The organism is Brevundimonas sp. GCM10030266 (assembly GCF_042666595.1).
In the GTDB taxonomy this organism is placed as follows: Bacteria; Pseudomonadota; Alphaproteobacteria; order Caulobacterales; family Caulobacteraceae; genus Brevundimonas.
This window is the reverse complement of sequence record NZ_JBHTCY010000002.1, coordinates 589,176-610,568: the sequence shown is the minus strand read 5'-3', so window position 1 is coordinate 610,568 and position 21,393 is coordinate 589,176. Positions and strand designations below refer to the sequence as shown.

Below are 21,393 nucleotides of genomic sequence, written 5' to 3'. Positions count from 1 at the left end.
GTCGGATCAGTCGCCCGAAACGCTGGCGGTGAACGTCGCAGTCGAGGCCGGGGCGGGGGTGGTCACAGGCGCGGTCGCCTGTTGGGCCACCGGCTCGATGCGGCCGTTGCGGGCCTGCACCTTCACGCCCGGCTGCTGCACGCGTTGCAGGCCGCTGATGATGACACGGTCGTTGGCTTGCAGGCCGCCGCGGATGACCCGCAGGCCGTCGACCAGCGGACCCATCTGCACGGCGCGCGGGGTCACCGAACCGTCGGCGGCCACGACATAGACGACGCGACGGGCCTGATCGGTGGCGATGGCGGCGTCCGGCACCAGCATGGCCTGATACGAACCGGCGCCGGCCAGACGGGCCTGACCGAACATGCCCGGCTTCAGGAAGCCGTCGGCGTTCGGGATCAGGGCGCGCAGGCGGATGACGCCCGAGGCGGTGTCCACGGCGTTGTCGGTGAAGTCCAGGGTGCCGGTGCGCGAGTAACCGCTTTCATCCTGCAGACGGACCTGGATCGGCGCCGCGCCGTTGCGAGCCTGACGCTGGTACTTCAGCAGGACCGCTTCAGAGCCGTCGAAGACGAAGTGGATCGGGGCGCTGGAGACCACGGTGGTCAGGACGTCGGCCTGCGACGAACCGCCGGCGACCAGGTTGCCCGGATCGACGCGACGGTCGGACACGCGGCCCGAGATCGGGGCGGTGACGCGGGTGAACTCGAGGTCCAGCTGGCGGGCGCGGACGGCGGCGTTGGCGGCGGCGACCGAGGCCTCGGCCTGCTGCACGGCGCCGCGCTTGGTGTCGACCTCGGCCTGAGAGACGGCCTGCGAGGCCAGCAGGGTCTCCGAACGGGTCAGTTCCGTCCGGGCCAGGGTGAGCTGGGCCTGCGCCTGCGCCAGCTGGGCGCGGGCCGACGCCAGCGCGGCCTGGGCCGGGCGGGGGTCCAGCGTGTAGAGCAGCTGGCCGCGGCGGACGAAATCGCCGTCACGGAAGTGCACGCCCTGGATATAGCCGCCGACGCGCGCGCGCACCTCGACGGACTGGGTCGCCTCGAAGCGGCCCGTGAATTCATCCCAATCCTGAACCGCGCGCTGCAGCGGGACCGCGACGGTCACCTGCGGTGCTGGAGGCGTCTGCGCCTCGGTGGATTGGGAACAGCCATAGAGCGCGACGGCCGCAATGGCCGACGCGGTCACGATCTTCACCGTGCGCATGAACGCAAATCTCCGAATGGGAGCAAATCCCTGTCCTTGTCGGCCAGCGGTTTCGGGGAGGAAGTCCGCTAGTCAACGCCCGGTGACTTAATGGTGATGCACCCCCTCCTTGTCAACGGGTGATGACAAAGCCATATTCCGCTTGGGGCTATTCCGGAGACCTAACTCGTTGTTTTGTCATGCTGCGCCGCGGCCGAGAAACGCAGAAGCGACTCGCGCGGCCATCCTTAACGCCGCACTGGAGCGCTTTACGCGGGACAGCTACGACGATGTCGGCATGCGCGATATCGCGCGCGACGTGGGCGTCGATGCGGCTCTGGTGTCCCGTTATTTCGGCTCGAAGGAAGACCTGTTCACCTCGGTGATGGACAGCTGCTCGAACGGCAGCGAGCTGATGGACGGACCCCGTGCGGAGTTCGGCCGTCGCGTCGCCCGCGCGGTGATCTTCGAGCCCAAGAAGGAGAACAAGCTGAAGGGCCTGCTGATCATGCTGCGCTCGGTCGGGTCGGCCAAGGCGATGGAGCTGGTCCAGCGGACAGGCACCGAGCGCTTCTTCAATCCCTTCGCGGAATGGGTCGGCGGCGAGGACGCCATGGTCCGCGCCCGTCTGGCCGCCGCCACCATCATGGGCATGGCCGTCAGCCGCGAGATCACCGGCGGCTTCGGCCTGACGCCGGCCGAATGCGAGCGGCTGGCCGACCGCATGGCGACCAGCCTTCAGGCCATCATCGACGGCTGATCGTCAGCCGCGTGGCGTGAACTTCCGGATCACGCCCGAAAAGGTCATCAGGATCCGCTCGCCGGCGGTGATCTGGCCGCGCACGAAGATCAGGCTCTTGCCCGCGCGCACCACCTCGCCCGTCGCCTCGACCAGTTCGCCCACATAGGCGCCGTCGATGAAGGTCGAGTCCAGCGACACGGTCACGCCCGAGGCGCCCTCCATCTCCTGATAGGCCGTCTGGAACAGCGAGATGTCGGCGAAGGTCATCAGGCAGCCGCCGTGCATCCGGTCGCCGGCGTTCATATGCTTCTGCTCGGCCCGGAAGGCGCAGCGCATCCGCCCGTCGGCGTCCGGCTTGAAGTAGAACGGCCCCACCACCTGATCGAAGGTGCCGTGCAGGTCATAGGTCTGCCAACCGGTGAACTCGCCCTCGGTGACGGTGATTTTCGCGACCATGACTGCCTCTTCAATACCCTTGCGGCGCGCGACTTGAACCGGGCGCCTTCTTCTTGCTCTCGCAATGCAGCATATAGGCCCGATGAGCGACCCCATCGAAACCGCCATCTTCGAAAAATTGGCGAAGGCCGACCCCAAAAACGTCGGCGGCAAGAGCATTGAGCCCGCGGATGTGGCCAAGGAGCTGCAGCCGGAACAGTGGCAGCGCATGCTGCCCAAGGTGAAGTCCGCCGCCCTGCACCTGATGCGTCAGGGCAAGCTGACCATCACCAAGAAGGGCAAGCCGGTCGATCCGAACAGCTTCAAGGGCGTCACCCGCCTGCGCCTGCCGACCCCGGAAGAGACCGCCGCCGCCCTGGCCGCCCTTCCGCCGAAGCCGGTGGACGAAGACGAGGACTGATTGGGCCACGGAATGAGCCTTGAGGCCGTTCTCACCGACATCCGCGCCTGCCGGGCCTGTCTCGGCCAGTTGCCGCACACCCCGCGCCCTGTGGTCCGCGTCTTCCCCGAGACGCGGCTGCTGATCTGCGGCCAGGCGCCGGGGCGTCGGGTGCACGAAAGCGGCCTGCCGTTCACCGATCCGTCCGGCGACCGCCTGCGCGACTGGCTGGGCGTGGACTATCAGACCTTCTACGCCGACCATCGCCTCGGCGTGGCGGCGCAGGCCTTCTGCTATCCCGGCACCGCTCCGAAAGGCGGCGACTATCCGCCGCCGCGCAAATGCGCCGAACTCTGGCGGCCTCAGCTGCTGGCTGAACTTCCAGACGTCGAGCTGACCCTGCTGGTCGGCGGCTATGCGCAGACGTGGGCGCTGGGCGACCGGGCCAAGGCCAATATGACCGAGACGGTCCGGAGCTGGCGCGACTACGCCCCCGCGATCCTGCCCCTGCCGCACCCGTCCTGGCGCAATACGGCGTGGCTGCGAAAGAACCCGTGGTTCGAGGCCGAGGTCGTCCCCTATCTGCGGGAAAGAGTGCGTGGCATCCTTCAATAAATCCGCTCATCCCGGCGAAAGCCGGGACCCAGTTCTTTCGTGAGGCAGACTGCGTGGGATTAGCCTTCGTGCGAGCGCTTTGGCGCCGATCATCCAGAGGACTGGGTCCCGGCTTTCGCCGGGATGAGCGGATCAGGGGAATGCTTGCGCTCGCCCTTGCTTCCACGCTCGCCGCCTGCGCCACCCCGGCGATCCAGCCGGTGCTGACGCCGCCGACGGGCTTCACCGGTCCGGCGGTCGAGGCTTCGACCCTGCGGATGGATGACGGCGCCCGCCTGCCGCTGGCCCGCTGGGCGCCGCGCGATCAGGAGCCGTGGGCCGTCATCGTCGCCCTGCACGGCATGAACGACAGCCGCGCCTCCTTCCGCCTGGCCGGTCCGTACTGGGCTGAGCGGGGCATCGAGACCTGGGCCCTCGACCAGCGCGGCTTCGGCCAGGCGCCCGGCCGCGGCGTCTGGGCGGGCGAGGCGCGCATGACCGAGGACCTGCGCACCGCCGTCGCCCTGGCCCGCGCCCGTCATCCGAACGCGATCATCGCCGTGGCGGGGGAAAGCATGGGCGGCTCGGTCAGCATCGCCGCCTTCGGCTCGGACCGTCCGCCCGCCGCCGACCGCCTCATCCTGCTGGCGCCGGGCGTCTGGGGCTGGACCGCGCAGGGACCGCTCAACTCGACCGGCCTGTGGGTCGCCGCCCACACCATGGGCCCCTATGCGGTCGATGCGCCCGAATGGGCCATTCGCGCCCACCCGGCCTCGGACAACCGCATCGAGCTGTTCCGCAACGGCCGTGATCCCAACAGCATCATCTCCACCCGTTTCGATACGCTGTACGGTCTGGTCGATCTGATGGAGAGCGCCTCGCGCAGGCTGGGCGACATCCGCGCCCCGACCCTGCTGCTGTACGGCGGCCATGACAATGTGATCCAGAAGCCGGCCATGCGGGCGGCCCTCCGCCGGGCGGGCGACCGCCCCGGCTTCCGCACCGGCTACTATCCCGACGGCTGGCACATCCTGAACCGCGACCTCCAGGCCGAGACCATGTATCGCGACGTAGAGGCCTTCCTGCGGGACGCGGCGGCGCCGCTGCCGTCTGGTGCGCAACCGGTTTTGCCGGCGCTCGAGAAGTGATTGGTGATTGGTGATTAGTGGGTGGCTGGGGCCACGTGCGGCGCGCGCGCGCCTCGGGTGCTGACGCCTGCCGCATCCAACCACTAATCACTAACCACCAATCGCTTGCAGCCTCGCTGTCCGCCCTCCGCGCAGGCCACCAAGGGCCACGCCCCCATCACGAAACCGCCATGCTTGCGGAGTACCTCGCCCGGGCGTAAGCAGCCGCGCAATAAAAATACCCGGGAGTAACGCCTATGAGCATGACCCTTTTCGATTCGCCGTCGTTCGCGAACCACGAAGGCGTCCACGTGGTCTTTGATGAAAAGACCGGCCTGCGCGCGATTATCGCTGTTCACTCGACCGCCCGCGGCCCGGCCGTCGGCGGCACCCGCATGTGGAACTACGCCTCCTCGGCCGAGGCGCTGGAAGACGTCCTGCGCCTGTCCAAGGGCATGAGCTACAAGAACGCCGTGGCAGATCTGGAGATGGGCGGCGGCAAGTCGGTCATCATCGGCGACAGCCGCACCCAGAAGACCCCCGAGCTGTTCGCCGCCTTCGGCCGCGCCGTCTCGACCCTGGGCGGCATCTACTACGCCGCCGAAGACGTCGGCGTGTCGGTCGCCGACATCGCCGAAGCCCGAAAGGTGACCCCCTATGTTCTGGGCCTGTCGGACGGTCCCGAAGCCTCGGGCGACCCGTCGCCGGTCACCGCCGAGGGCGTGTTCCGCTCGACCCTGACCGTCGCCCGCCGCCTGTGGAAGCAGGAAGACCTGACCGGCCTGACCATCGCCCTGCAGGGCATCGGCCACGTCGGCGGCTACCTCGCCGACAAGCTGCATGCCGCCGGCGCCAAGCTGGTGATGACCGACGTCAACACGGCCCTGCTGGCCGAGGTCGCCGCCCGCACCAATGCCGAGATCGTCGCGCCGGACGCCATCTATGACGTGAAGGCCGACATCTACGCCCCCTGCGCCCTGGGCGCGACGCTGAACCCGCAGACCCTGGACCGCATCTCGGCCAAGGCTGTCGTCGGCGCCGCCAACAACCAGCTGGCCACCCCGGAGATCGGCCGCATCCTGTTCGAGCGCGGCGTCCTCTACGCCCCCGACTACGTCGTCAACGGCGGGGGCATCATCAACGTCGCCTCCGAGCTGAACGCCCGCAACACCGGCGGCGCCTATGACCCGGCCTGGGTCGAGGGCAAGCTCTCGCGTCTGATGGAAACTCTCGACGAGGTTCTGGAGCGTTCGGCCTCGGAAGGCCGCCCGACCCACGAGATCGCCGACGCCATCGCCGAAGCCCGCATCAACGCCGCCCGCGCCGAAAAGGCCGAGCAGCTGAAGGCCGCTTAAGCGCTTCAACGCATCGCGTTTCCGACCGGCCGTCCTGCTCTCGCGGGGCGGCCGGTTTGCGTTTGTCTCATCGTTATCGCCATCCCGCGGAAAGCCGGATCGCGGCGCCACCGCCGTGGCGGCGAGGCACGGCGCCTGAAATCTGGGCCGCCTGGCCTGTCCGCTATTCCGGTTCGTCGCGCTTCGGCGGTTTCTGGCCGTGGAGCGCGGAGGCCAGGCCGATCACAAGGTCCAGCTTGTGGTCGACGAAACCCTCGGAGCCAGGCCGCCCATTGGCTTCGGAGGTCGGCGGTCGGCGGTTGAACGGGAAGTCGGAAACCGTGCTCTCCGAAGAAGAGCTGAATGCCTCCGTCGGAAGTCTGAGAAGGCGAATCAGGGCGAGCCCGACGGCTATGACTACGCCTGCCGTTACGAACATGCTGCCCATGAGCCACAGGCTTCCCAGATATCCGTCGGAATGTCGGTACCGCTCCTGCGTGAGGATGTCCGGTGCGGTCATGACGACCTGCCGATAAAGCCAGACGGACACAATGATCGTTGCGAGCGCGGCCAGACCGGTGAGCATCACGCCCACGGCTGCTCGCATCATCCACGCTGGGCGCTTGCCGATCATGGCTTTGAACGTATCGGCGTTCCTTGATCTGTCCAGTCAGATGCGACCAAATCTGACGCATCGGCCTGCTAGTCTGCTGTCGGGTTGTTCCTCGCCAACCGGACTCTCCGGACGGGTTTTGCTGCGTCCGGACAGTCCGCCGTCCGGGGTGGGACAGGCGGTGTTTTGCGCCGGTCTCCCGCGTCCCGACCATCTGTCAGGGACCGGATTCGCGCGACAGGCGCATCCGGCCCATCATCCCGCATTCCACCCGCCTTGATTCGGGCCGAGACGCATGACGACGACCACCGCCCGCCGCTCCATTGATCCGCTGCTGATCGTCATGGCGCTCGGCTTTGTCGTGGCCGTGGGGGCCATGGCCTATCCGGCCTTCCGCGCCGATCCGATGAGCACGCCGGGCCTGATCCTGATCTTCACTGTCGGCGCCGTGTCCCTGATCGGCCTGTTCACCTTCGCCCGCAGCGAGAAGCGCCCGCCCACCGGCGACGCCGATGTCGACCTGCTGGACGCCATGGTCGAGCCCGCCGCCCTCGTCTGGTCCACCGGTCAGGTGCTGGCCTACAACGCGGCCTGGGCCGACGCCGGGGGAGCCACGGTCGCCCTGCCGCCCTCGCGCTCGGGCGGCAAGTCGGCCTCGGCCCTCTACATGGCCTTCGCCCAGGCGCGCGCCGGCGAGCATGGCCGCGCCATCGTCACCGTCGGCGAGCGTGAGCTGGAGGTGCTGATCGGCCGGGCCGGGGAGGGACGTTTCCTGCTGCGCGCCGCGCCCGAGGCTGTCCTGCCCGTCGCCGCCCCCGCCGCGGACCGGCCCGTCGCCGCCCAGAACGGCCCGAGCGGTCGCGCCATGGCCGCCGGCGCCCCCTTCGGCTCGGCCTTGATCCAGGCCGACGACCTGTTCGCCGGCAAGGTGGAAGAAGCCAACGCCGCCCTTGCCCTGCTGACCGGTCCCGCCGCCGCCCGCGACGCCGCCTTCGGCCATCTGTTCGAACCGTCCGGCGTGATCGAGGCCAAGGCCAAGCTGTCGGGCGGTTCCTCCGGCCCGATCGAGCTGGTCGCCCGCGCCCATCCCGACCGCATGCTCCACCTCTATGTCGCGCCCGAGAACGGCAAATGCCGCGTCTGGCTGTTTGACGTCTCGTCGCAGAAGTCGATGGAGCTGCAGCTCTCTCAGGCCCAGAAGATGCAGGCCGTGGGCCAGCTGGCCGGCGGCGTGGCGCACGACTTCAACAACCTGCTGACCGCCATCCAGCTGCAGCTCTCGGGCCTGCTGGAGCGTCACCCGGTCGGCGATCCCTCCTATGAGGGGCTGAACGAGATCCGCCAGACCGCCATCCGCGCCGCCGATCTGGTGCGCAAGCTGCTGGCCTTCTCGCGCAAGTCCACCGTCCGTCGCGAGCGGCTCGACCTCGGCGAACTGGTCGGCGAGTTCGCCGTCCTGCTGCGCCGCCTGCTGCGTGAGGATGTGCGGCTGGAAACCGACTACGGCCGCGACCTGCCGGTGGTCCTCGCCGACAAGAGCCAGCTTGAGACGGCGGTCATGAACCTGGCCGTCAACGCCCGCGACGCCATGCGCGGCGTGGTCGAGGCGGGCGACGCCGTCGTCACCATCAAGACCCGCCGTCTGTCGCAGGACGAGGCCCGTCAGATGGGCTGGGCCGCCGCCCCGACCGAGGCCGTCGCCCTGATCGAGGTGTCCGACACCGGCACGGGCGTGCCCCCTGAACTGCTGGACAAGATCTTCGAGCCCTTCTTCACCACCAAGGCGGTGAACGAGGGCACGGGCATGGGCCTGGCCACCGTCTATGGCATTGTCGAACAGGCGGGCGGCCATATCAACGTGACCAATCTGGAAGGGGCCGGCGCCGCCTTCCGCATCTTCCTGCCCGAGGCGGCCGAGGCCGAGCTGGCCGAGACCCCGGTGGTCGAGAAGGTGGTCAAGGCGCCGCGCGACCTGTCGGGCGCCGGCCGCATCCTGTTCGTGGAAGACGAGGCCGCCGTGCGCGGCATCGCCGCCCGCCTGCTGCGCCAGCGCGGCTATGAGGTGATCGAGGCCGAGGACGGCGAACAGGCGCTGGAGCTGGCCGAGGAGCACGCGGGCCAGATCGACATGATGATCTCGGACGTCATCATGCCGGGCCTCGACGGCCCCAGCCTGCTGAAGAAGGCCCGCAAATACCTCGGCGACGCCCCGGTCATGTTCATCTCCGGCTATGCCGAGAGCGACTTCTCCGACCTGCTGCAGGACGAGATCGGCGTCTCCTTCCTGCCCAAGCCGCTGGACATCAAGACGCTGGCGGAGCGGGTGAAGCAGGAACTCCACGCGGGCTGACCAATCGTTCACTTGTCACGGGCGGTCCCCCGCGCCACGGTCCGCGCCGCGCTCCGGAGGGTTCCCGCATGAAGTTCGTCGCCATCAGTCTGGCCGCCCTGTCGCTCGGCCTCGCGACCCCCGCTCTGGCCCAGACGGCGCCGCCCGTCCGCTACGACCTCAGCTTCGACAACGCCGCCCACCACGAGGCCCGGATCACCGTCACCTATCGCGACGTGGGCGAGGCCCCCGTGCGGTTCGAGATGTCCCGCTCCTCGCCGGGCCGCTATGCGATCCATGAGTTCGCCAAGAACGTCTATTCGCTCACTGCCGTCGACGGCGCGGGCCGTCCGCTGGAGGTCGAGCGCACCGATCCCTACGGCTGGACGGTCCCGGGACACGACGGAACCGTCAGCGTCACCTACACCCTGTTCGGAGACCGCGCCGACGGCACATACGCCCAGATCGACGCCACCCACGCCCACCTCAACATGCCCGCCAGCCTGTTGTGGGCGCGCGGCTTCGATGATCGGCCGGTGGAGCTGAACTTCCGCTCGCCCGACCCGTCCTGGCGTATCGCCACCCAGCTGGCCCCGACCGCCGATCCGGCCGTCTTCACCGCGCCGAACCTCCAGTACCTGATGGACAGCCCGACCGAGCTCAGCGACCACAAGGTTCGCGAATGGACGGTCGATGACAACGGCGTCCCGCGCACCATCCGCATCGCCCTGCATGACCCGGGCACGGACGAGCACGCCGACATCTTCGCCGAGCGCGGCCGCAAGGTGGTCGATCAGCTGATCGCTGTCTTCGGCGACGTGCCCGACTTCGACTTCGGAACCTACACCTTCATCGCCGACTACCTGCCCCACGTCAGCGGCGACGGCATGGAGCATCGCAACTCCACCATTCTCAGCGGCTCGCGCTCGCTGGCCGAGGCCAACTACAGCCAGATCGGCACCTTCAGCCACGAGTTCTTCCACGCGTGGAACGTCGAGCGCATCCGCCCGGCCGAGCTGGAGCCCTTCGACTACACCCGCGCCAATCCGACCCCGTCCCTGTGGTTCGCCGAGGGCTTCACCAACTACTACGGCCCGCTGGCCATCCGCCGTGCGGGCGTGTCGAACGTCGACGCCTTCCTCGCCAACGTCGGCGGTCAGTTCAACGCCGTGCTGAACAGCCCGGCCCGCGCTTACGGCTCGCCGCAGGAAATGAGCCTGCGCGCGCCCTTCGTCGACGCCGCGACCTCCATCGACCCGAACAACCCCAACATCTTCGTCAGCTACTACACCTGGGGTGCGGCCTTGGCCCTGTCGCTGGACCTGACCCTGCGCGACCGGTTCCAGAACGTGACGCTGGACGACTACATGCGCTGGATGTGGCGTCACCATGGGGTGAACGAGGTTCCCTACACCCCGGACGACCTGCGCAAGGGGCTGGCCGCCGTGACCGGCGATCAGGCCTTCGCCGACACCTTCTTCACCCTCGCCATCCAGGGCAGCGAGCTGCCGGAGATCCAGCCCATGCTGGCGCAGGCGGGCATCCTGATGCGCCCCCGCAACCCGACCGCCGCATGGCCGGGGCCCGCCCGGCTTCAGGTGACGGGCGATGTCGTCCGCCTCGCGTCCGCCACCGTCCCCGGCACGCCCCTCTACGCCGCCGGTCTGGAAGGCGGGGACGAGATCGTCGCCCTCGGCGAGACGGCCATCGACAGTCAGGCGAACTGGGACGACGCGCTAAAGGCGCTGAGCCCCGGCGACACCGTCGCGGTCCGCTTCATCCAGCGGGGGATCGAACGCACCGGCCAGCTGACCCTCGGCAATGACCCGAACGTGGAGCTGGTCCGCATCGAGACCGCCGGCGGAACCCTGACGCCCGCCCAACTGGCCTTCCGCACGGCCTGGCTGGGCGCCGAAAGCGAGCAGCCCTGACCTCTGTCCGGCGCGGACTTGTCAGCGGGGGAAAGGCAGCGTTCAGTGGCGTGGGGTTTCGCCAGTCCATGACCATGGGAGTTCGTCATGCTTGATCGTCGCCGTTTCCTTCTGACCACCGCCGCCGGCGCCGGTCTGGCCGCTACGGGCGGCGCCGCCTTCGCCCGCGCCGCCAGCGACGCCGACACCCAGCTGACGGGCGTGATGGACACCATCACCCAGGATCTTCTGCTCAGCTCCCCCGAGCTGCTGACCATGCTCGGCATGGACAAGGGGCCGGGCGCTCCGATGAAGGCGCGGCTGGATGACCGGTCGATGGCCAAGCAGGAGGCCGACAAGGCCAAGGTTCTGGCCTCGATGACGGCGCTGAACGCGGTCGACCGCGAGGCCCTTTCGCCGCGCTTCAAGGTCTATCACGACACGGTCAAATTCTTCGGCGACACGGCGGTCGAGGGCTACGGCTTCCCCTATGGCGGCGGCATGTTCCCGTCGCCCTACACCGTCAGCCAGCTGGGCGGCGCCTATCAGAGCACGCCCGACTTCCTCGATAGCCAGCACTCCATCGACACCGCCCAGGACGCCGAGGACTACCTGTCCCGCCTGTCCGCGCTGGCCACCGTCTTCGATCAGGAGACGGAGCGGGTGCGGATGGACTTCGCCGCCGGCGCCATTCCGCCCGACTTCGTGATCCAGCGCGCCACGGGCCAGATGGGCACGATCCTCAACGCCGATCCGGCGAGCCTGACGCTGGTCACCTCCGTGGCCCGTCGCGCGGCCGAGAAGGGGCTGCAGGGCGACTGGGCCGCGCGCGCCCTCGCCATCGTCAACGGCGAGGTCCTGCCGGCGCTTGCCCGCCAGCGCGACACCCTCGCCTCTGGCCTGCCCAATGCGACGCACGACGCCGGCTGCTGGCGCCTGCCGTACGGCGAGGCCTATTACGACTACGGCCTGAAATTCTACACCACCTCCACCCTGAACGGGCAGGAGATCCACGACATGGGTCTGGAGCAGGTGGCCGAGCTGAGCGCCCGCGCCGACGAACTGCTCAAGGCGCAGGGCCTGACCCAGGGCACGGTCGGCGAACGCATCGCCTCGGTCGCCTCTCATGTGCCGGGGCAGGTTTATCCCAACACCGACGCGGCCAAGGAACAGCTGCTGGCCGACCTGAACGCCCAGATGTCCACGGTCATGGCGCGGATGCCCGAGTATTTCGGCCGCCTGCCCACCTCGGCCTGCGACATCCGCCGCGTACCCAAGGAGATCGAGGCCGGCGCGCCGGGCGGCTACTACCAGCCGCCGTCGCTGGATGGTTCGCGTCCGGGCGCCTACTACATCAACCTGCGCGACACGGCGGAGTGGCCCAAGTTCACCCTGCCGACCCTGACCTATCACGAGGCAGTGCCGGGCCATCACTTCCAGATCGCCCTGCAGCAGGAGAAGACCGACACGCCCCTGCTGCTCAAGGTGCTGGGCTTCTCCGCCTACACCGAGGGCTGGGGTCTCTACGCCGAGCAACTGGCCGACGAGATCGGCATGTACGAGAACGACCCGTGGGGCCGGATCGGCTGCATCCAGTCGCTGATGTTCCGCGCCGCCCGGCTCGTGGTCGACTCGGGCCTGCACTACAAGCGCTGGAGCCGCGAGCAGGGCATCCGCTACATGGTCGAGACCCTGGGCGACCAGGAGACCTCCATCGCTACCGAGGTCGAGCGCTACGCCGTCTGGCCGGGCCAGGCTTCCAGCTACAAGGTCGGCCACACCACCTGGGTCCGCCTGCGCGAGGAGGCCAAGACCACGCTCGGCGACCGCTTCGACATCAAGGGCTTCCATGACGCCGGTCTGGACGCCGGCGGCGTGCCGCTGACGGTGCTCGAACGGGTCATCGGCGACTGGGTCGCCAGCCGTCGCGGCTGAGGGGAGCCGGTGGGATGATCGACCGTCGCAGTCTGCTGGTCTCGGGCGTGGCCGCGGGGGCGCTGGCCGCCGCCCCCGCCCTCGCGGTCCCGCGCAACCCTGACGCCGAACTCGACGCCCTGCTGCAGGGCTGGTTCGACCGCGACGTCGAGCAGTCGCCGGAAACCGCCACCAACCTCGGTCTCGACCGGGGCGAGCGGGCGGGGCTGTCCGGCAAGCTGACCGACTACAGCCAGTCGGCCTGGCGGGATCAGCGGGCGCAGGCGGTCGAGCGGTGGCGGGTGTTCCGGGCCTTCGGTGGTCCCGACGACCTGTCCGACGCGGGCAAGGTCAATCACGCCGTCGCCGCCTTCCGCCTTGAGGCCGCCGCCACCGGCGCCGGGTTTGACTATGGCTCGACGCTCGGCGGCGGCCGCATGGGGCCCTATGTCGTCAACCAGCTGACCGGCGCCTATTTCACCGTGCCGGACTTCCTAGACAACCAGCACCGGGTCGAGGATCGCGACGGCGCCGACGCCTTCCTGTCGCGCCTTTCGGCCTTCGGTCCCGCGATCGATGCGGAGACGGCCCGGATCAACGCCGATGCGGGGAAGCGCGTGATCCCGCCCGACTTCGTGCTCGACCTGACCCTCGGACAGCTGCGCGCCCTGCATGGCCAGTCCGCCGCCGACATCGCCATGGTCCGGTCGCTGGAGCGCAAGGCTTCGGCCGTGGGCCTGTCCGGCTATGGCGAGCGCGCCGCGCGTCTGGTCGAGACCGGGGTGAAACCGGCGCTGGCGCGCCAGATCGAGGCCTTCGAGGCCCTGCGTCCCCGCGCCGTGCATGACGCCGGAGTCACCCGCACCCTGCCGGAGGGCGAGGCCTTCTACGCCCACGCCCTGAAGCACTGGACCACCACCATCCTGACCGCGGACGAAATCCACGCCATCGGTCTGGAGCAGGTGGCCGAGATCAGCGCGGATATCGACGCCATCCTGAAGACGCAGGGGATGACCCAGGGCACGGTCGGCGAGCGTGTCGACGCCCTGAACAAGGATCCGGCCCAGCTCTATGCCGAGACCGATGAGGCCAAGGCCCAGCTGATCGCCGACCTGAACCGTCAGGTGCAGGCGCTGGAGCCCCTGTTGCCGCGCCTGTTCGGCCATCTGCCGCGCGCGGGCGTCGAGGTCCGCCGCGTGCCGCCGGCCATCGAGGCCGGCGCGCCGGGCGGCTATTATCAGGGGCCGCCGCTGGATGGCTCGCGCCCGGGCGCCTACTACATCAACCTGCGCGAGGCGAAGAACTGGCCCCGCTTCGCCCTGCCGACCCTGACCTATCACGAAGCCTCGCCCGGCCATCACCTGCAGGTCGCCCTGCAGCGCGAGAACACCGGCCTGCCCCAGTACCGCCGCGCCAACGGCTTCTCGGCCTACAACGAGGGCTGGGCCCTCTACGCCGAGGCGGTCGCCGCCGATGATCTGGATGTCTATGCGACCGACCCGCTGGGCCGCGTCGGCTTCCTGATGTCCTACCTCTTCCGCGCGGTCCGGCTGGTGGTCGACACCGGCATGCACGCCAAGGGCTGGAGCCGCGAGCAGGCGGTCGACTACATGGTCGCCTCCGGGGCCAAGCCGGTCGGCGCGGCCAACAGCGAAATCAATCGCTACGCCTCGATGCCGGGGCAGGCCTGCGCCTACAAGATCGGGCACACCGTCATCGCCGGCCTGCGCGACGAACAGTCCCGCCGGGCCGGGGCCTTCGACCTGCGCGCCTTCCATGATCAGGTTCTGGCCAACGGCTCGGTGCCGCTGGCGGTGCTGGAGCGACTGGTCCGGGGTTACTGAACTCCGCCACGGGCCTCGATCACCGCGGGGTCCGCGTCGGCGACCGACATCAGCCATTCGCGGAAGCGCCGGATCTTGGGTGACCGACGCCGGCCTTCCGGCCAGACCAGATAGTAGCCGGAGTGGAAGGACACCGTCTGCCGGAACGGCCGGACCAGCAGGCCGGCCCTGATCTCCCGGGCGAACAGGATGGGCGAACCCAGAGCCACCCCCTGATCGCCCAGCGCCGCCGCCACCTCCAGCACCTGATAGTCGGCGGTCAGGCGAATGGACGGCCGGCGGCCCTCGGTCAGGCCGGCGGCGGCGAACCAGTCGGCCCACTCCTTCTCCATGCCGATCCGCGGCGCCTCCAGCAGGTCGCAGGGCTCCTTCAGGTTCAGCCGCTCGGCCATCGCCGGGCTGCACAGGGGGGTGAAGATCGACGGCATGAACAGCTGGCTCTCCAGCCCCGGCCATTCGCCATTTCCGGAACGGATGCCGACATCAAAGCCTTCGCGCGACAGGTCCAGCACAGCCGGGTTGGTGTCCAGCCGCACCGCCAGTCCGGGGTTGGCCAGCTGGAAGGCGCCCAGGTGCGGCGCCAGCCACTGGCTGGCCAGCGTCGCCAGCGTCGTGATCGACAGGATGTGCTCGTCCGCCTCGGTCAGGTCGCTGATCGCCCGGCGCAGCAGGGTGACGGCCTCGGTCGCGGCGCTGGACAGACGCTCGCCCGCCTCGGTCGGCTGCACCTCGCGCGGCAGGCGGCGGAACAGGCTCTGGCCCAGCCGACCCTCCAGCGCCTTGATCTGCCAGCTGACCGCCGCCTGGGTCATGCCCAGCTCCTCGGCGGCGCGGGTGAAGCTCTTCAGGCGCGCGGCGGCCTCGAACACGCGGATGGAGGCGAGGGGGATTCCGGACAGGGGGTCGGCCATAAGCAAGCCTTATGAGGTGGGTCGCCAATCTGGTTTGTCCGCCCGTCCTGTCAAGCGCAATGTCGGCGAAGGAACAGACGCGATTAGAGGAGGCCGATATGGAAGAGATGCACCACACGCATAAGGAACCCGCATGGGGCTGGCTCTCTGTGCTTGAAGACTGGCGCCGCAGCCGCACCCGTCAGCGTCTACGCGCCCGGACCACTTCCGCGCCGGTTCGCGGTCGCTGAGGTTCCCTCCCATCCGGTCCGCCGCAGGAGAATGTCCCTTCCCCCGCGTTGACCGTCGGCCTTCTCCTGAGGGCCGGAGCCCGGCGTCGGAGTTTCCTGCTCCCGACGTCGGGCTGACATTCTCCGTTCCCTGACGGTCGCGCTTGCTTGTCACGCGACGACGGCCACGCGAAGGTGGAGGCCTGTTTCGGGGAAGTCAGATGATCAATCGCCGCCGCCTGCTGGGATCCACCGCCGCAGGGCTTGGCCTGCTCGCCATGCCCGCCGTCGCCCGCGTCGCGGCGCCCGCGCAGGACAGTCCCGCCCGCACGGCGGCCCGCGGCCTCTATGATCGCATCTTCGAAGGCGGGCTCCGCGCCTCGCCGATGGGCGCCACCAGCCTCGGGCTCGACACCGGCGAGAACGTCGCCCTCAAATCCCTGCTGGACAGCCGGGCCTATGCGGATCGTCTGAACACCTTCAAGCCGATGGTGGAGGCCCGCTCCGCCCTGGCCGCCGTCGATGCGACGGGGCTCAGCGGTCGCGACCGCTCGGACTATGACACCGTCGTCTGGATGGCCGACCGCGCGGCCGAGATCGACGCCTTCCCGTTCGGCGGCGTCGACAGCTACGGCTATCCCTGCCCCTATGTCGTCAGCCAGCTGACCGGCCTGTATCAGGCGGTTCCGGACTTCCTCGACAGCCAGCACACGGTCGAGACCGCTGCTGATGCGGAGGCCTATCTGGCGCGCCTGAACAGCTTCGCCGAGGGGATGAACCACGAGACCGCCCGCGTGGCGAAGGACGCCGACGAACACGGTCTCATTCCGCCGGACTTCATCATCCACAAGACCCTGGTCCAACTGCGCGCCCTGCGCGGTCAGACGGGGCAGGGCGCGCCGCTCGTGCAGTCGCTGGTGCGCAAGACCGCCGAGGCGCAGGTCGCGGGCGACTGGTCCGGTCGCGCCGTCGCCCTGGTGGACGGCCCCGTCGCCGCCGCTCTCGACGCCCAGATCGCGCAGATGGAAAGCCTGTTGCCGCGCGCCGTGCATGACGCCGGCATCGGCGCCCGTCCGGGCGGGCAGGCCTATTATGAGCTCTGTCTCCGCTTCCAGACCTCGACCGGCCTCAGCCCCCGCGAGGCGCATCAGGTCGGGCTGGAGCAGGTGGCGCAGATCGAGGCCCTGGCCGGTCCGCTGCTGCGCGCACGGGGCTATACCGAGGGCTCCGTCGGCGCGCGCCTGACCGCGTTCGGCAAGGATCCGGACTATCAGTATCCGAACACGGACGAGGGCCGCGCCGCCCTGCTGGCCGACCTCAACCGGCAGGTCGTCGCCGTCGAGGCGCGCCTGCCCGAGATGTTCGAACGTCTGCCCCGCGCCCGCGTCGAGGTGCGCCGGGTGCCGGTCGAGCTGGGGTCGCCCCGCGGCTATGCCCAGAGCCCGTCGCTGGATGGCTCACGGCCGGGCGCCTACTACATCAACCTGATCGACACGGCGATCTGGCCGCGCTGGTCACTGCCGACCCTGACCTATCACGAGAGCCTGCCGGGCCATCACCTGCAGGGCGCGCTTGCGCTGGAGGCGACGGACACGCCCCTGCTGCTCAAGTCGATGGGCTTCAACGCCTATGGCGAGGGCTGGGGCCTCTATGCCGAACAGCTGGCCGATGAGCTGGGCATGTACGACGCCTTCCCCGAAGGCCGCCTCGGCTACCACCAGTCGTTCCTGTACCGCGCCGCCCGCATCGTCATCGACACCGGCATCCATGCCCTCGGCTGGAGCCGCGAGCAGGCCATCGCCTATATGATCGAGACCGTCGGCCTCGCGCCCGGCGCGGCGGAGAGCGAGTGCGAGCGCTACTGCGTCTGGCCGGGTCAGGCCTGCGGCTACAAGATCGGCCACACCGAGATCGACCGCCTGCGCATGGTGGCGAAGGAACGCACCGGCGACCGGTTCGACATCAAGAGCTTCCACTCCGCCGTTCTGGACGGCGGGGCCATGCCGCTGGAGGTGCTGGGCCGGGTGGTCGATCAGTGGACGGCGGCGCGGCTGGCCTGACCGGCCGGCCTCAGCTCCGCGTCCGCCAGGTCGTCGGCCACAGGTCGGCGTTCATGCCCCAGCAGTCGGCCATCGTCCGTTGCTCCGACAGGACGAAGCCGCCGGTGGTCCAGGTCCAGGTGGTGATGGTGCCGCAGTCACCCAGGCCGCGGCCGCGCGGGAAGACCGTCAGGGTCCGGCGTTCGGCGTCATAGAAGGGGTTCACCAGCCACTGGTCCTGCCCGCCGATGTCGCCCTCGGTGCGGGCCGTGCGTTCAGGCAGGTCCGCCGCGCGCACGCCCGAGCCGTCGGGACGGGCCAGATACAGCACATAGGTGGCGTTGTAGGCGCCGCTGCCGCAGGGCACGCCCCACAGCACCGTCGACTGATCCAGCCGCGCGGCGAGGATCGCCTGGTTGAGCGTCGGATTGCCCTCGGCCCGACAGGCCTTCACCTCGTCCAGCGCCTCGAGCGCGGCCGGGAGCTTCAGTCCTCGGGGCGTGCCCTCGAGCGGATCGGCGGCGCCTTCAAAACCGGCCTGCGAGATGGCCGGGGCCGGAACGACGCGGGGCAGGGCGGGCGCCGGCGGCACGGCCGTCCCGGTTCCGCGCCGGACCAGCGCCGTGGTGGTGTTCAGTCGCCCCTGCCGCTCGTCGATCCACAACAGGGCTGCCTTCAGGCCCGAGGCCGGGACCACGCCCTTCTGCCCGCCGCCCTCCAGCGTCAGGGTGTTGGCGTCGGCGGCGGCGATCAGCCCCTCGACCGGCGAACCGGCAAGTCCATCGGCGCAATACAGCCCGTCGACCCCCTGTGTGCGCAGGATGCGCCGGTTGTCCGCCGAGAGCGTAACGGCGCCCGGCGACTCGTCATGGCCGACAAAGCCGAGGCCGAAGCCGATGCAGGGGGCGTCCGCGGTGGGGCCCGGCTCACGGGTGATGCGGATCCAACTGGTCGCGTCCGAGCCGCTGTAGGCGACGCAGAGATTGCCGTTGTCGCAGACCGCATGCCAGTCGCGGAACTGGCGCACCTCGCTCTGCATCGTCGGTCCGTTCGCAGGCGTTGCGGCTCCGGGCGTCCCTGTCGGCGCCGGAGCGGGCGCCTGTGCGCCCGGCGCTTCGGTCTTGTCGCCGCCCTGTTGCCCGCAGGCGCCGAGCGTGAGCGCCGCCAGCGAGGCGGCCAGCATCATTCGCATGGAATATCCCCCTTAAGGATCAGGTCTTCCGCAGGCCTTCGGGCTTGTGCGCGGCCCGGGCGCCGGTCTTCGAACTCTCGACGATGTACTCCGGATTTTCCACCGAGGCGGCGACCTTGTGGTCCTTGATGTGCATCGGCTTCGTCACCTTGCGCACGACCTTGCCGGTGCTGGTCCCCTGGCTGTGCCGCCACTCTACCCGATCTCCGGCCTTCAGCTTGTCCGCCATTCTTCCTCTCCCTGAGGTCGCGCTCATAGTCAGCGAGCACGCGCCGCATCAGTTCCGGATCGACCAGAACCGGGGCCTCGCAGAAGGTGAGAATCCATTGCTCGGTGAGCTTCTCCAGGTCATCGGTCATACGCCCCACGGTCTCGTTACGCTTATTCACTCCATGGCCAACGACTGTCGGCGACCGGACGTTCAGCTTGGCCGTGAAAGACTTTTTCGAGGCAAGGTAAACAGCGATCAGATGCGCGACGACCGGTCGGGCTTTGCGCCCCGGCGCGAGGGGGCTATACCCCCGCCCAACCCTTCATATCCCCAAAGGCAGAGGCAGCATCCGCATGGCCAAGATCAAGGTCGAGAACCCCATCGTCGACATCGACGGCGACGAAATGACCCGCATCATCTGGCAGATGATCAAGGACAAGCTGGTCTTCCCGTTCCTGGACCTGGAACTGGACTACTACGATCTGGGCATGGAGCACCGCGACGCCACCGACGACCAGGTGACCATCGACGCGGCCCACGCCATCCAGAAGCACGGCGTCGGCGTGAAGTGCGCCACCATCACCCCGGACGAAGCCCGGGTGAAGGAGTTCGGCCTGAAGAAGATGTGGAAGTCGCCGAACGGCACCATCCGCAACATCCTGGGCGGCGTCGTCTTCCGCGAGCCGATCATCTGCTCGAACGTGCCGCGTCTGGTGCCGGGCTGGACCCAGCCGATCGTCGTCGGCCGTCACGCCTTCGGCGACCAGTACAAGGCCACCGACTTCCTGATGCCGGGCAAGGGCACCCTGTCGATCAAGTTCGTCGGTGAAGACGGCGAAGTGATCGAGCACGAGGTCTTCAAGTCGCCGGGCGCCGGCGTCGCCATGGGCATGTACAACCTGGACGCCTCGATCACCGAGTTCGCTCACGCCTCGTTCGCCTACGGCCTGCAGCGCAACTACCCGGTCTATCTGTCGACCAAGAACACCATCCTGAAAGCCTACGACGGCCGCTTCAAGGACATCTTCCAGGCCGTCTTCGACGAGCACTACGCCGCCGAGTTCAAGGCCCGCGGCCTGACCTATGAACACCGTCTGATCGACGACATGGTCGCGGCCGCGATCAAGTGGTCGGGCGGCTTCGTCTGGGCGTGCAAGAACTACGACGGCGACGTGCAGTCGGACATCGTGGCGCAGGGCTTCGGTTCGCTGGGCCTGATGACCTCGGTCCTGATGACCCCGGACGGGAAGGTGCTGGAGACGGAAGCCGCCCACGGCACCGTGACCCGTCACTACCGTCAGCACCAGAAGGGCGAGGCCACCTCGACCAACTCGATCGCCTCGATCTTCGCCTGGACCCGTGGCTTCAAGCACCGCGCCAAGCTGGACGGCAACGCCGAGCTGGACCGGTTCGCCGACACCCTCGAGAAGGTCGTCGTCGACACCGTCGAGGCCGGCTTCATGACCAAGGACCTGGCCCTGCTGGTCGGCGACACCCAGTCGTGGCTGTCGACCGAAGGCTTCCTGGACAAGGTCGCCGAGAACCTGACCAAGGAACTGGCGGCTTAAGTCGGGGCGCTAACGCTCGCGACGCGGTCGCTCGCTGCTTGAGCGCGTAAGCGCCAGGCCGCGTCGGGTCGAGAAGGCGGAGCCTTCTGACCGCGGCCCAAAAGGAAAGGCCCGCCGGATTCGCGTCCGGCGGGCCTTCTGTTTGAGTGGGCGGGGGCTTCGTGCATAGCTGGCCCCCTCAACGGAGTGCGGGCGTGAAACTGATCGGCAGGCTTGTTCTGGTGCTGGTCGTCCTGGCGGCGATCGCGTTTGTCATCGCTCCGGGCGTGGCCTTCTTCGCCATCCGGTCGGCGGCGGACGCCAATGATGCGGCCGCTCTGTCGCGGCTGATCGACTACAGCGCCGTGCGCCAGTCGCTGCGGCCGCAGCTTACGGGCAATCCGGCCGCCCAGGCCCCTGCGCCATCCTTCCTCGAGGATCCGCTGGGCGCCGTGCGTCGGCAGTTCGAGCAGGCCGTCCCCGCGCTCGGCCCGACGCCGGACGCCTACCTGACCCCCGCCGCCGTCGGCGCCCTGACCCGGGCCGAGGGACGGTACGCTTCCCAGCGCACCACCACCCCGTCCGAGGGTGAGCGCGACGAGCCCTTCCCCTCGCCGGTCTTCTGGGGCGTCAATCGCGCCCGTCTGGCGGTGACGGACGAGGGCGGGTCGAAGACCATCTTCACCTTCGAGCGGCGCGGTCCCTATGACTGGCGACTGGTGCACATCGGCCTGCCCGAAGGGGTGTCGCCGGCGGCTCCGACGGCCCCGGCCCGCACGGTCACGGCCCCGCCTTCGAAGAACGGCGGCTGACCATTTCTGCTGGCGTCCCTCCCGGACTTGGGCAACCGTGGCGGTGGG

The 21,393-nt window shown here is 69.0% G+C and carries 18 protein-coding genes; 12 read left to right on the top strand and 6 right to left on the bottom strand.

Annotated features, from left to right (window positions below):
• Window positions 1-6: 6 nt before the first annotated feature.
• Complete coding sequence (locus ACFQQC_RS09575; protein ID WP_376862018.1) at window positions 7-1,203, bottom strand: efflux RND transporter periplasmic adaptor subunit; 1,197 nt, start codon at window positions 1,201-1,203, stop codon at window positions 7-9.
• A 142-nt stretch (window positions 1,204-1,345) separates the two neighbouring features.
• On the opposite strand from ACFQQC_RS09575, the gene ACFQQC_RS09570 reads away from it, so the two are divergent.
• A complete protein-coding gene (locus tag ACFQQC_RS09570) occupies window positions 1,346-1,942 on the top strand; it encodes a TetR/AcrR family transcriptional regulator (protein ID WP_376862015.1) in 597 nt (198 codons plus the stop codon).
• 3 nt (window positions 1,943-1,945) lie between these two features.
• Here ACFQQC_RS09570 and ACFQQC_RS09565 read toward each other — a convergent pair whose 3' ends face one another.
• The gene (locus ACFQQC_RS09565; RefSeq protein WP_376862013.1) at window positions 1,946-2,380 is read right to left on the bottom strand and encodes a PaaI family thioesterase; all 435 of its coding nucleotides are present in this window, start codon (window positions 2,378-2,380) and stop codon (window positions 1,946-1,948) included.
• 82 nt (window positions 2,381-2,462) lie between these two features.
• Between ACFQQC_RS09565 and ACFQQC_RS09560 the strand changes: the two genes are divergently transcribed.
• From ACFQQC_RS09560 to ACFQQC_RS09545, 4 genes are all read left to right on the top strand, one after another.
• Complete coding sequence (locus tag ACFQQC_RS09560; protein WP_376862011.1) at window positions 2,463-2,780, top strand: DUF3253 domain-containing protein; 318 nt, start codon at window positions 2,463-2,465, stop codon at window positions 2,778-2,780.
• A gap of 12 nt (window positions 2,781-2,792) precedes the next feature.
• Window positions 2,793-3,374, top strand: a complete 582-nt coding sequence (locus tag ACFQQC_RS09555) for a uracil-DNA glycosylase family protein (RefSeq protein WP_376862009.1) — start codon at window positions 2,793-2,795, stop codon at window positions 3,372-3,374.
• A gap of 140 nt (window positions 3,375-3,514) precedes the next feature.
• Window positions 3,515-4,501, top strand: a complete 987-nt coding sequence (locus tag ACFQQC_RS09550; protein ID WP_376862007.1) for an alpha/beta fold hydrolase — start codon at window positions 3,515-3,517, stop codon at window positions 4,499-4,501.
• A 242-nt stretch (window positions 4,502-4,743) separates the two neighbouring features.
• Window positions 4,744-5,835 (top strand): Glu/Leu/Phe/Val dehydrogenase, encoded by a 1,092-nt coding sequence (locus ACFQQC_RS09545; protein ID WP_376862116.1) that lies wholly within the window; start codon window positions 4,744-4,746, stop codon window positions 5,833-5,835.
• A gap of 163 nt (window positions 5,836-5,998) precedes the next feature.
• Here ACFQQC_RS09545 and ACFQQC_RS09540 read toward each other — a convergent pair whose 3' ends face one another.
• On the bottom strand, window positions 5,999-6,448 hold the full coding sequence (locus tag ACFQQC_RS09540; protein ID WP_376862005.1) for a hypothetical protein: 450 nt from the start codon (window positions 6,446-6,448) through the stop codon (window positions 5,999-6,001).
• 274 nt (window positions 6,449-6,722) lie between these two features.
• Here ACFQQC_RS09540 and cckA point away from each other — a divergent pair, with 274 nt between their 5' ends.
• The 4 genes from cckA to ACFQQC_RS09520 all read left to right on the top strand — a co-directional run bounded on the left by cckA (window position 6,723) and on the right by ACFQQC_RS09520 (window position 14,424).
• Entirely contained in the window at window positions 6,723-8,777 is a 2,055-nt protein-coding gene (cckA, locus tag ACFQQC_RS09535) for a cell cycle histidine kinase CckA (protein ID WP_376862004.1), read from the top strand.
• Window positions 8,778-8,845: 68 nt separating this feature from the next.
• Window positions 8,846-10,687, top strand: coding sequence for a M61 family metallopeptidase (locus tag ACFQQC_RS09530; protein WP_376862002.1), 1,842 nt, complete (start codon window positions 8,846-8,848; stop codon window positions 10,685-10,687).
• An 87-nt stretch (window positions 10,688-10,774) separates the two neighbouring features.
• Entirely contained in the window at window positions 10,775-12,601 is a 1,827-nt protein-coding gene (locus ACFQQC_RS09525; protein WP_376861999.1) for a DUF885 domain-containing protein, read from the top strand.
• Between the two features lie 14 nt (window positions 12,602-12,615).
• Complete coding sequence (locus tag ACFQQC_RS09520; RefSeq protein WP_376861996.1) at window positions 12,616-14,424, top strand: DUF885 domain-containing protein; 1,809 nt, start codon at window positions 12,616-12,618, stop codon at window positions 14,422-14,424.
• On the opposite strand, the gene ACFQQC_RS09515 is transcribed toward ACFQQC_RS09520, so the two are convergent.
• Window positions 14,418-15,335: a LysR substrate-binding domain-containing protein gene (locus tag ACFQQC_RS09515; protein WP_376861993.1), complete on the bottom strand. Its 918-nt coding sequence runs from the start codon at window positions 15,333-15,335 to the stop codon at window positions 14,418-14,420. The two genes, ACFQQC_RS09520 and ACFQQC_RS09515, sit on opposite strands and share 7 nt — an antisense overlap.
• 430 nt (window positions 15,336-15,765) lie before the next feature.
• On the opposite strand from ACFQQC_RS09515, the gene ACFQQC_RS09510 reads away from it, so the two are divergent.
• Complete coding sequence (locus tag ACFQQC_RS09510; protein WP_376861990.1) at window positions 15,766-17,604, top strand: DUF885 domain-containing protein; 1,839 nt, start codon at window positions 15,766-15,768, stop codon at window positions 17,602-17,604.
• Between the two features lie 10 nt (window positions 17,605-17,614).
• Here ACFQQC_RS09510 and ACFQQC_RS09505 read toward each other — a convergent pair whose 3' ends face one another.
• Complete coding sequence (locus ACFQQC_RS09505; protein WP_376861987.1) at window positions 17,615-18,775, bottom strand: DUF1176 domain-containing protein; 1,161 nt, start codon at window positions 18,773-18,775, stop codon at window positions 17,615-17,617.
• A gap of 19 nt (window positions 18,776-18,794) precedes the next feature.
• Entirely contained in the window at window positions 18,795-19,004 is a 210-nt protein-coding gene (locus ACFQQC_RS09500; RefSeq protein WP_376861986.1) for a DUF2945 domain-containing protein, read from the bottom strand.
• A gap of 335 nt (window positions 19,005-19,339) precedes the next feature.
• Here ACFQQC_RS09500 and ACFQQC_RS09495 point away from each other — a divergent pair, with 335 nt between their 5' ends.
• Window positions 19,340-20,554: an NADP-dependent isocitrate dehydrogenase gene (locus ACFQQC_RS09495; protein ID WP_376861984.1), complete on the top strand. Its 1,215-nt coding sequence runs from the start codon at window positions 19,340-19,342 to the stop codon at window positions 20,552-20,554.
• A 194-nt stretch (window positions 20,555-20,748) separates the two neighbouring features.
• Window positions 20,749-21,345, top strand: a complete 597-nt coding sequence (locus tag ACFQQC_RS09490; RefSeq protein ID WP_376861981.1) for a DUF2939 domain-containing protein — start codon at window positions 20,749-20,751, stop codon at window positions 21,343-21,345.
• The last annotated feature ends 48 nt before the right edge of the window (window positions 21,346-21,393 follow it).

What these genes read in the sequence shown, in the direction of transcription:
- ACFQQC_RS09575 (WP_376862018.1), bottom strand. Translation starts at nt 1,203, where the DNA reads ATGCGCACGGTGAAGATCGTGACCGCGTCGGCCATTGCGGCCGTCGCG.
- ACFQQC_RS09565 (WP_376862013.1), bottom strand. Translation starts at nt 2,380, where the DNA reads ATGGTCGCGAAAATCACCGTCACCGAGGGCGAGTTCACCGGTTGGCAG.
- ACFQQC_RS09560 (WP_376862011.1), top strand. Translation starts at nt 2,463, where the DNA reads ATGAGCGACCCCATCGAAACCGCCATCTTCGAAAAATTGGCGAAGGCC.
- ACFQQC_RS09555 (WP_376862009.1), top strand. Translation starts at nt 2,793, where the DNA reads ATGAGCCTTGAGGCCGTTCTCACCGACATCCGCGCCTGCCGGGCCTGT.
- ACFQQC_RS09550 (WP_376862007.1), top strand. Translation starts at nt 3,515, where the DNA reads ATGCTTGCGCTCGCCCTTGCTTCCACGCTCGCCGCCTGCGCCACCCCG.
- ACFQQC_RS09545 (WP_376862116.1), top strand. Translation starts at nt 4,744, where the DNA reads ATGACCCTTTTCGATTCGCCGTCGTTCGCGAACCACGAAGGCGTCCAC.
- ACFQQC_RS09540 (WP_376862005.1), bottom strand. Translation starts at nt 6,448, where the DNA reads ATGATCGGCAAGCGCCCAGCGTGGATGATGCGAGCAGCCGTGGGCGTG.
- cckA (WP_376862004.1), top strand. Translation starts at nt 6,723, where the DNA reads ATGACGACGACCACCGCCCGCCGCTCCATTGATCCGCTGCTGATCGTC.
- ACFQQC_RS09530 (WP_376862002.1), top strand. Translation starts at nt 8,846, where the DNA reads ATGAAGTTCGTCGCCATCAGTCTGGCCGCCCTGTCGCTCGGCCTCGCG.
- ACFQQC_RS09525 (WP_376861999.1), top strand. Translation starts at nt 10,775, where the DNA reads ATGCTTGATCGTCGCCGTTTCCTTCTGACCACCGCCGCCGGCGCCGGT.
- ACFQQC_RS09520 (WP_376861996.1), top strand. Translation starts at nt 12,616, where the DNA reads ATGATCGACCGTCGCAGTCTGCTGGTCTCGGGCGTGGCCGCGGGGGCG.
- ACFQQC_RS09515 (WP_376861993.1), bottom strand. Translation starts at nt 15,335, where the DNA reads ATGGCCGACCCCCTGTCCGGAATCCCCCTCGCCTCCATCCGCGTGTTC.
- ACFQQC_RS09510 (WP_376861990.1), top strand. Translation starts at nt 15,766, where the DNA reads ATGATCAATCGCCGCCGCCTGCTGGGATCCACCGCCGCAGGGCTTGGC.
- ACFQQC_RS09505 (WP_376861987.1), bottom strand. Translation starts at nt 18,775, where the DNA reads ATGCGAATGATGCTGGCCGCCTCGCTGGCGGCGCTCACGCTCGGCGCC.
- ACFQQC_RS09500 (WP_376861986.1), bottom strand. Translation starts at nt 19,004, where the DNA reads ATGGCGGACAAGCTGAAGGCCGGAGATCGGGTAGAGTGGCGGCACAGC.
- ACFQQC_RS09495 (WP_376861984.1), top strand. Translation starts at nt 19,340, where the DNA reads ATGGCCAAGATCAAGGTCGAGAACCCCATCGTCGACATCGACGGCGAC.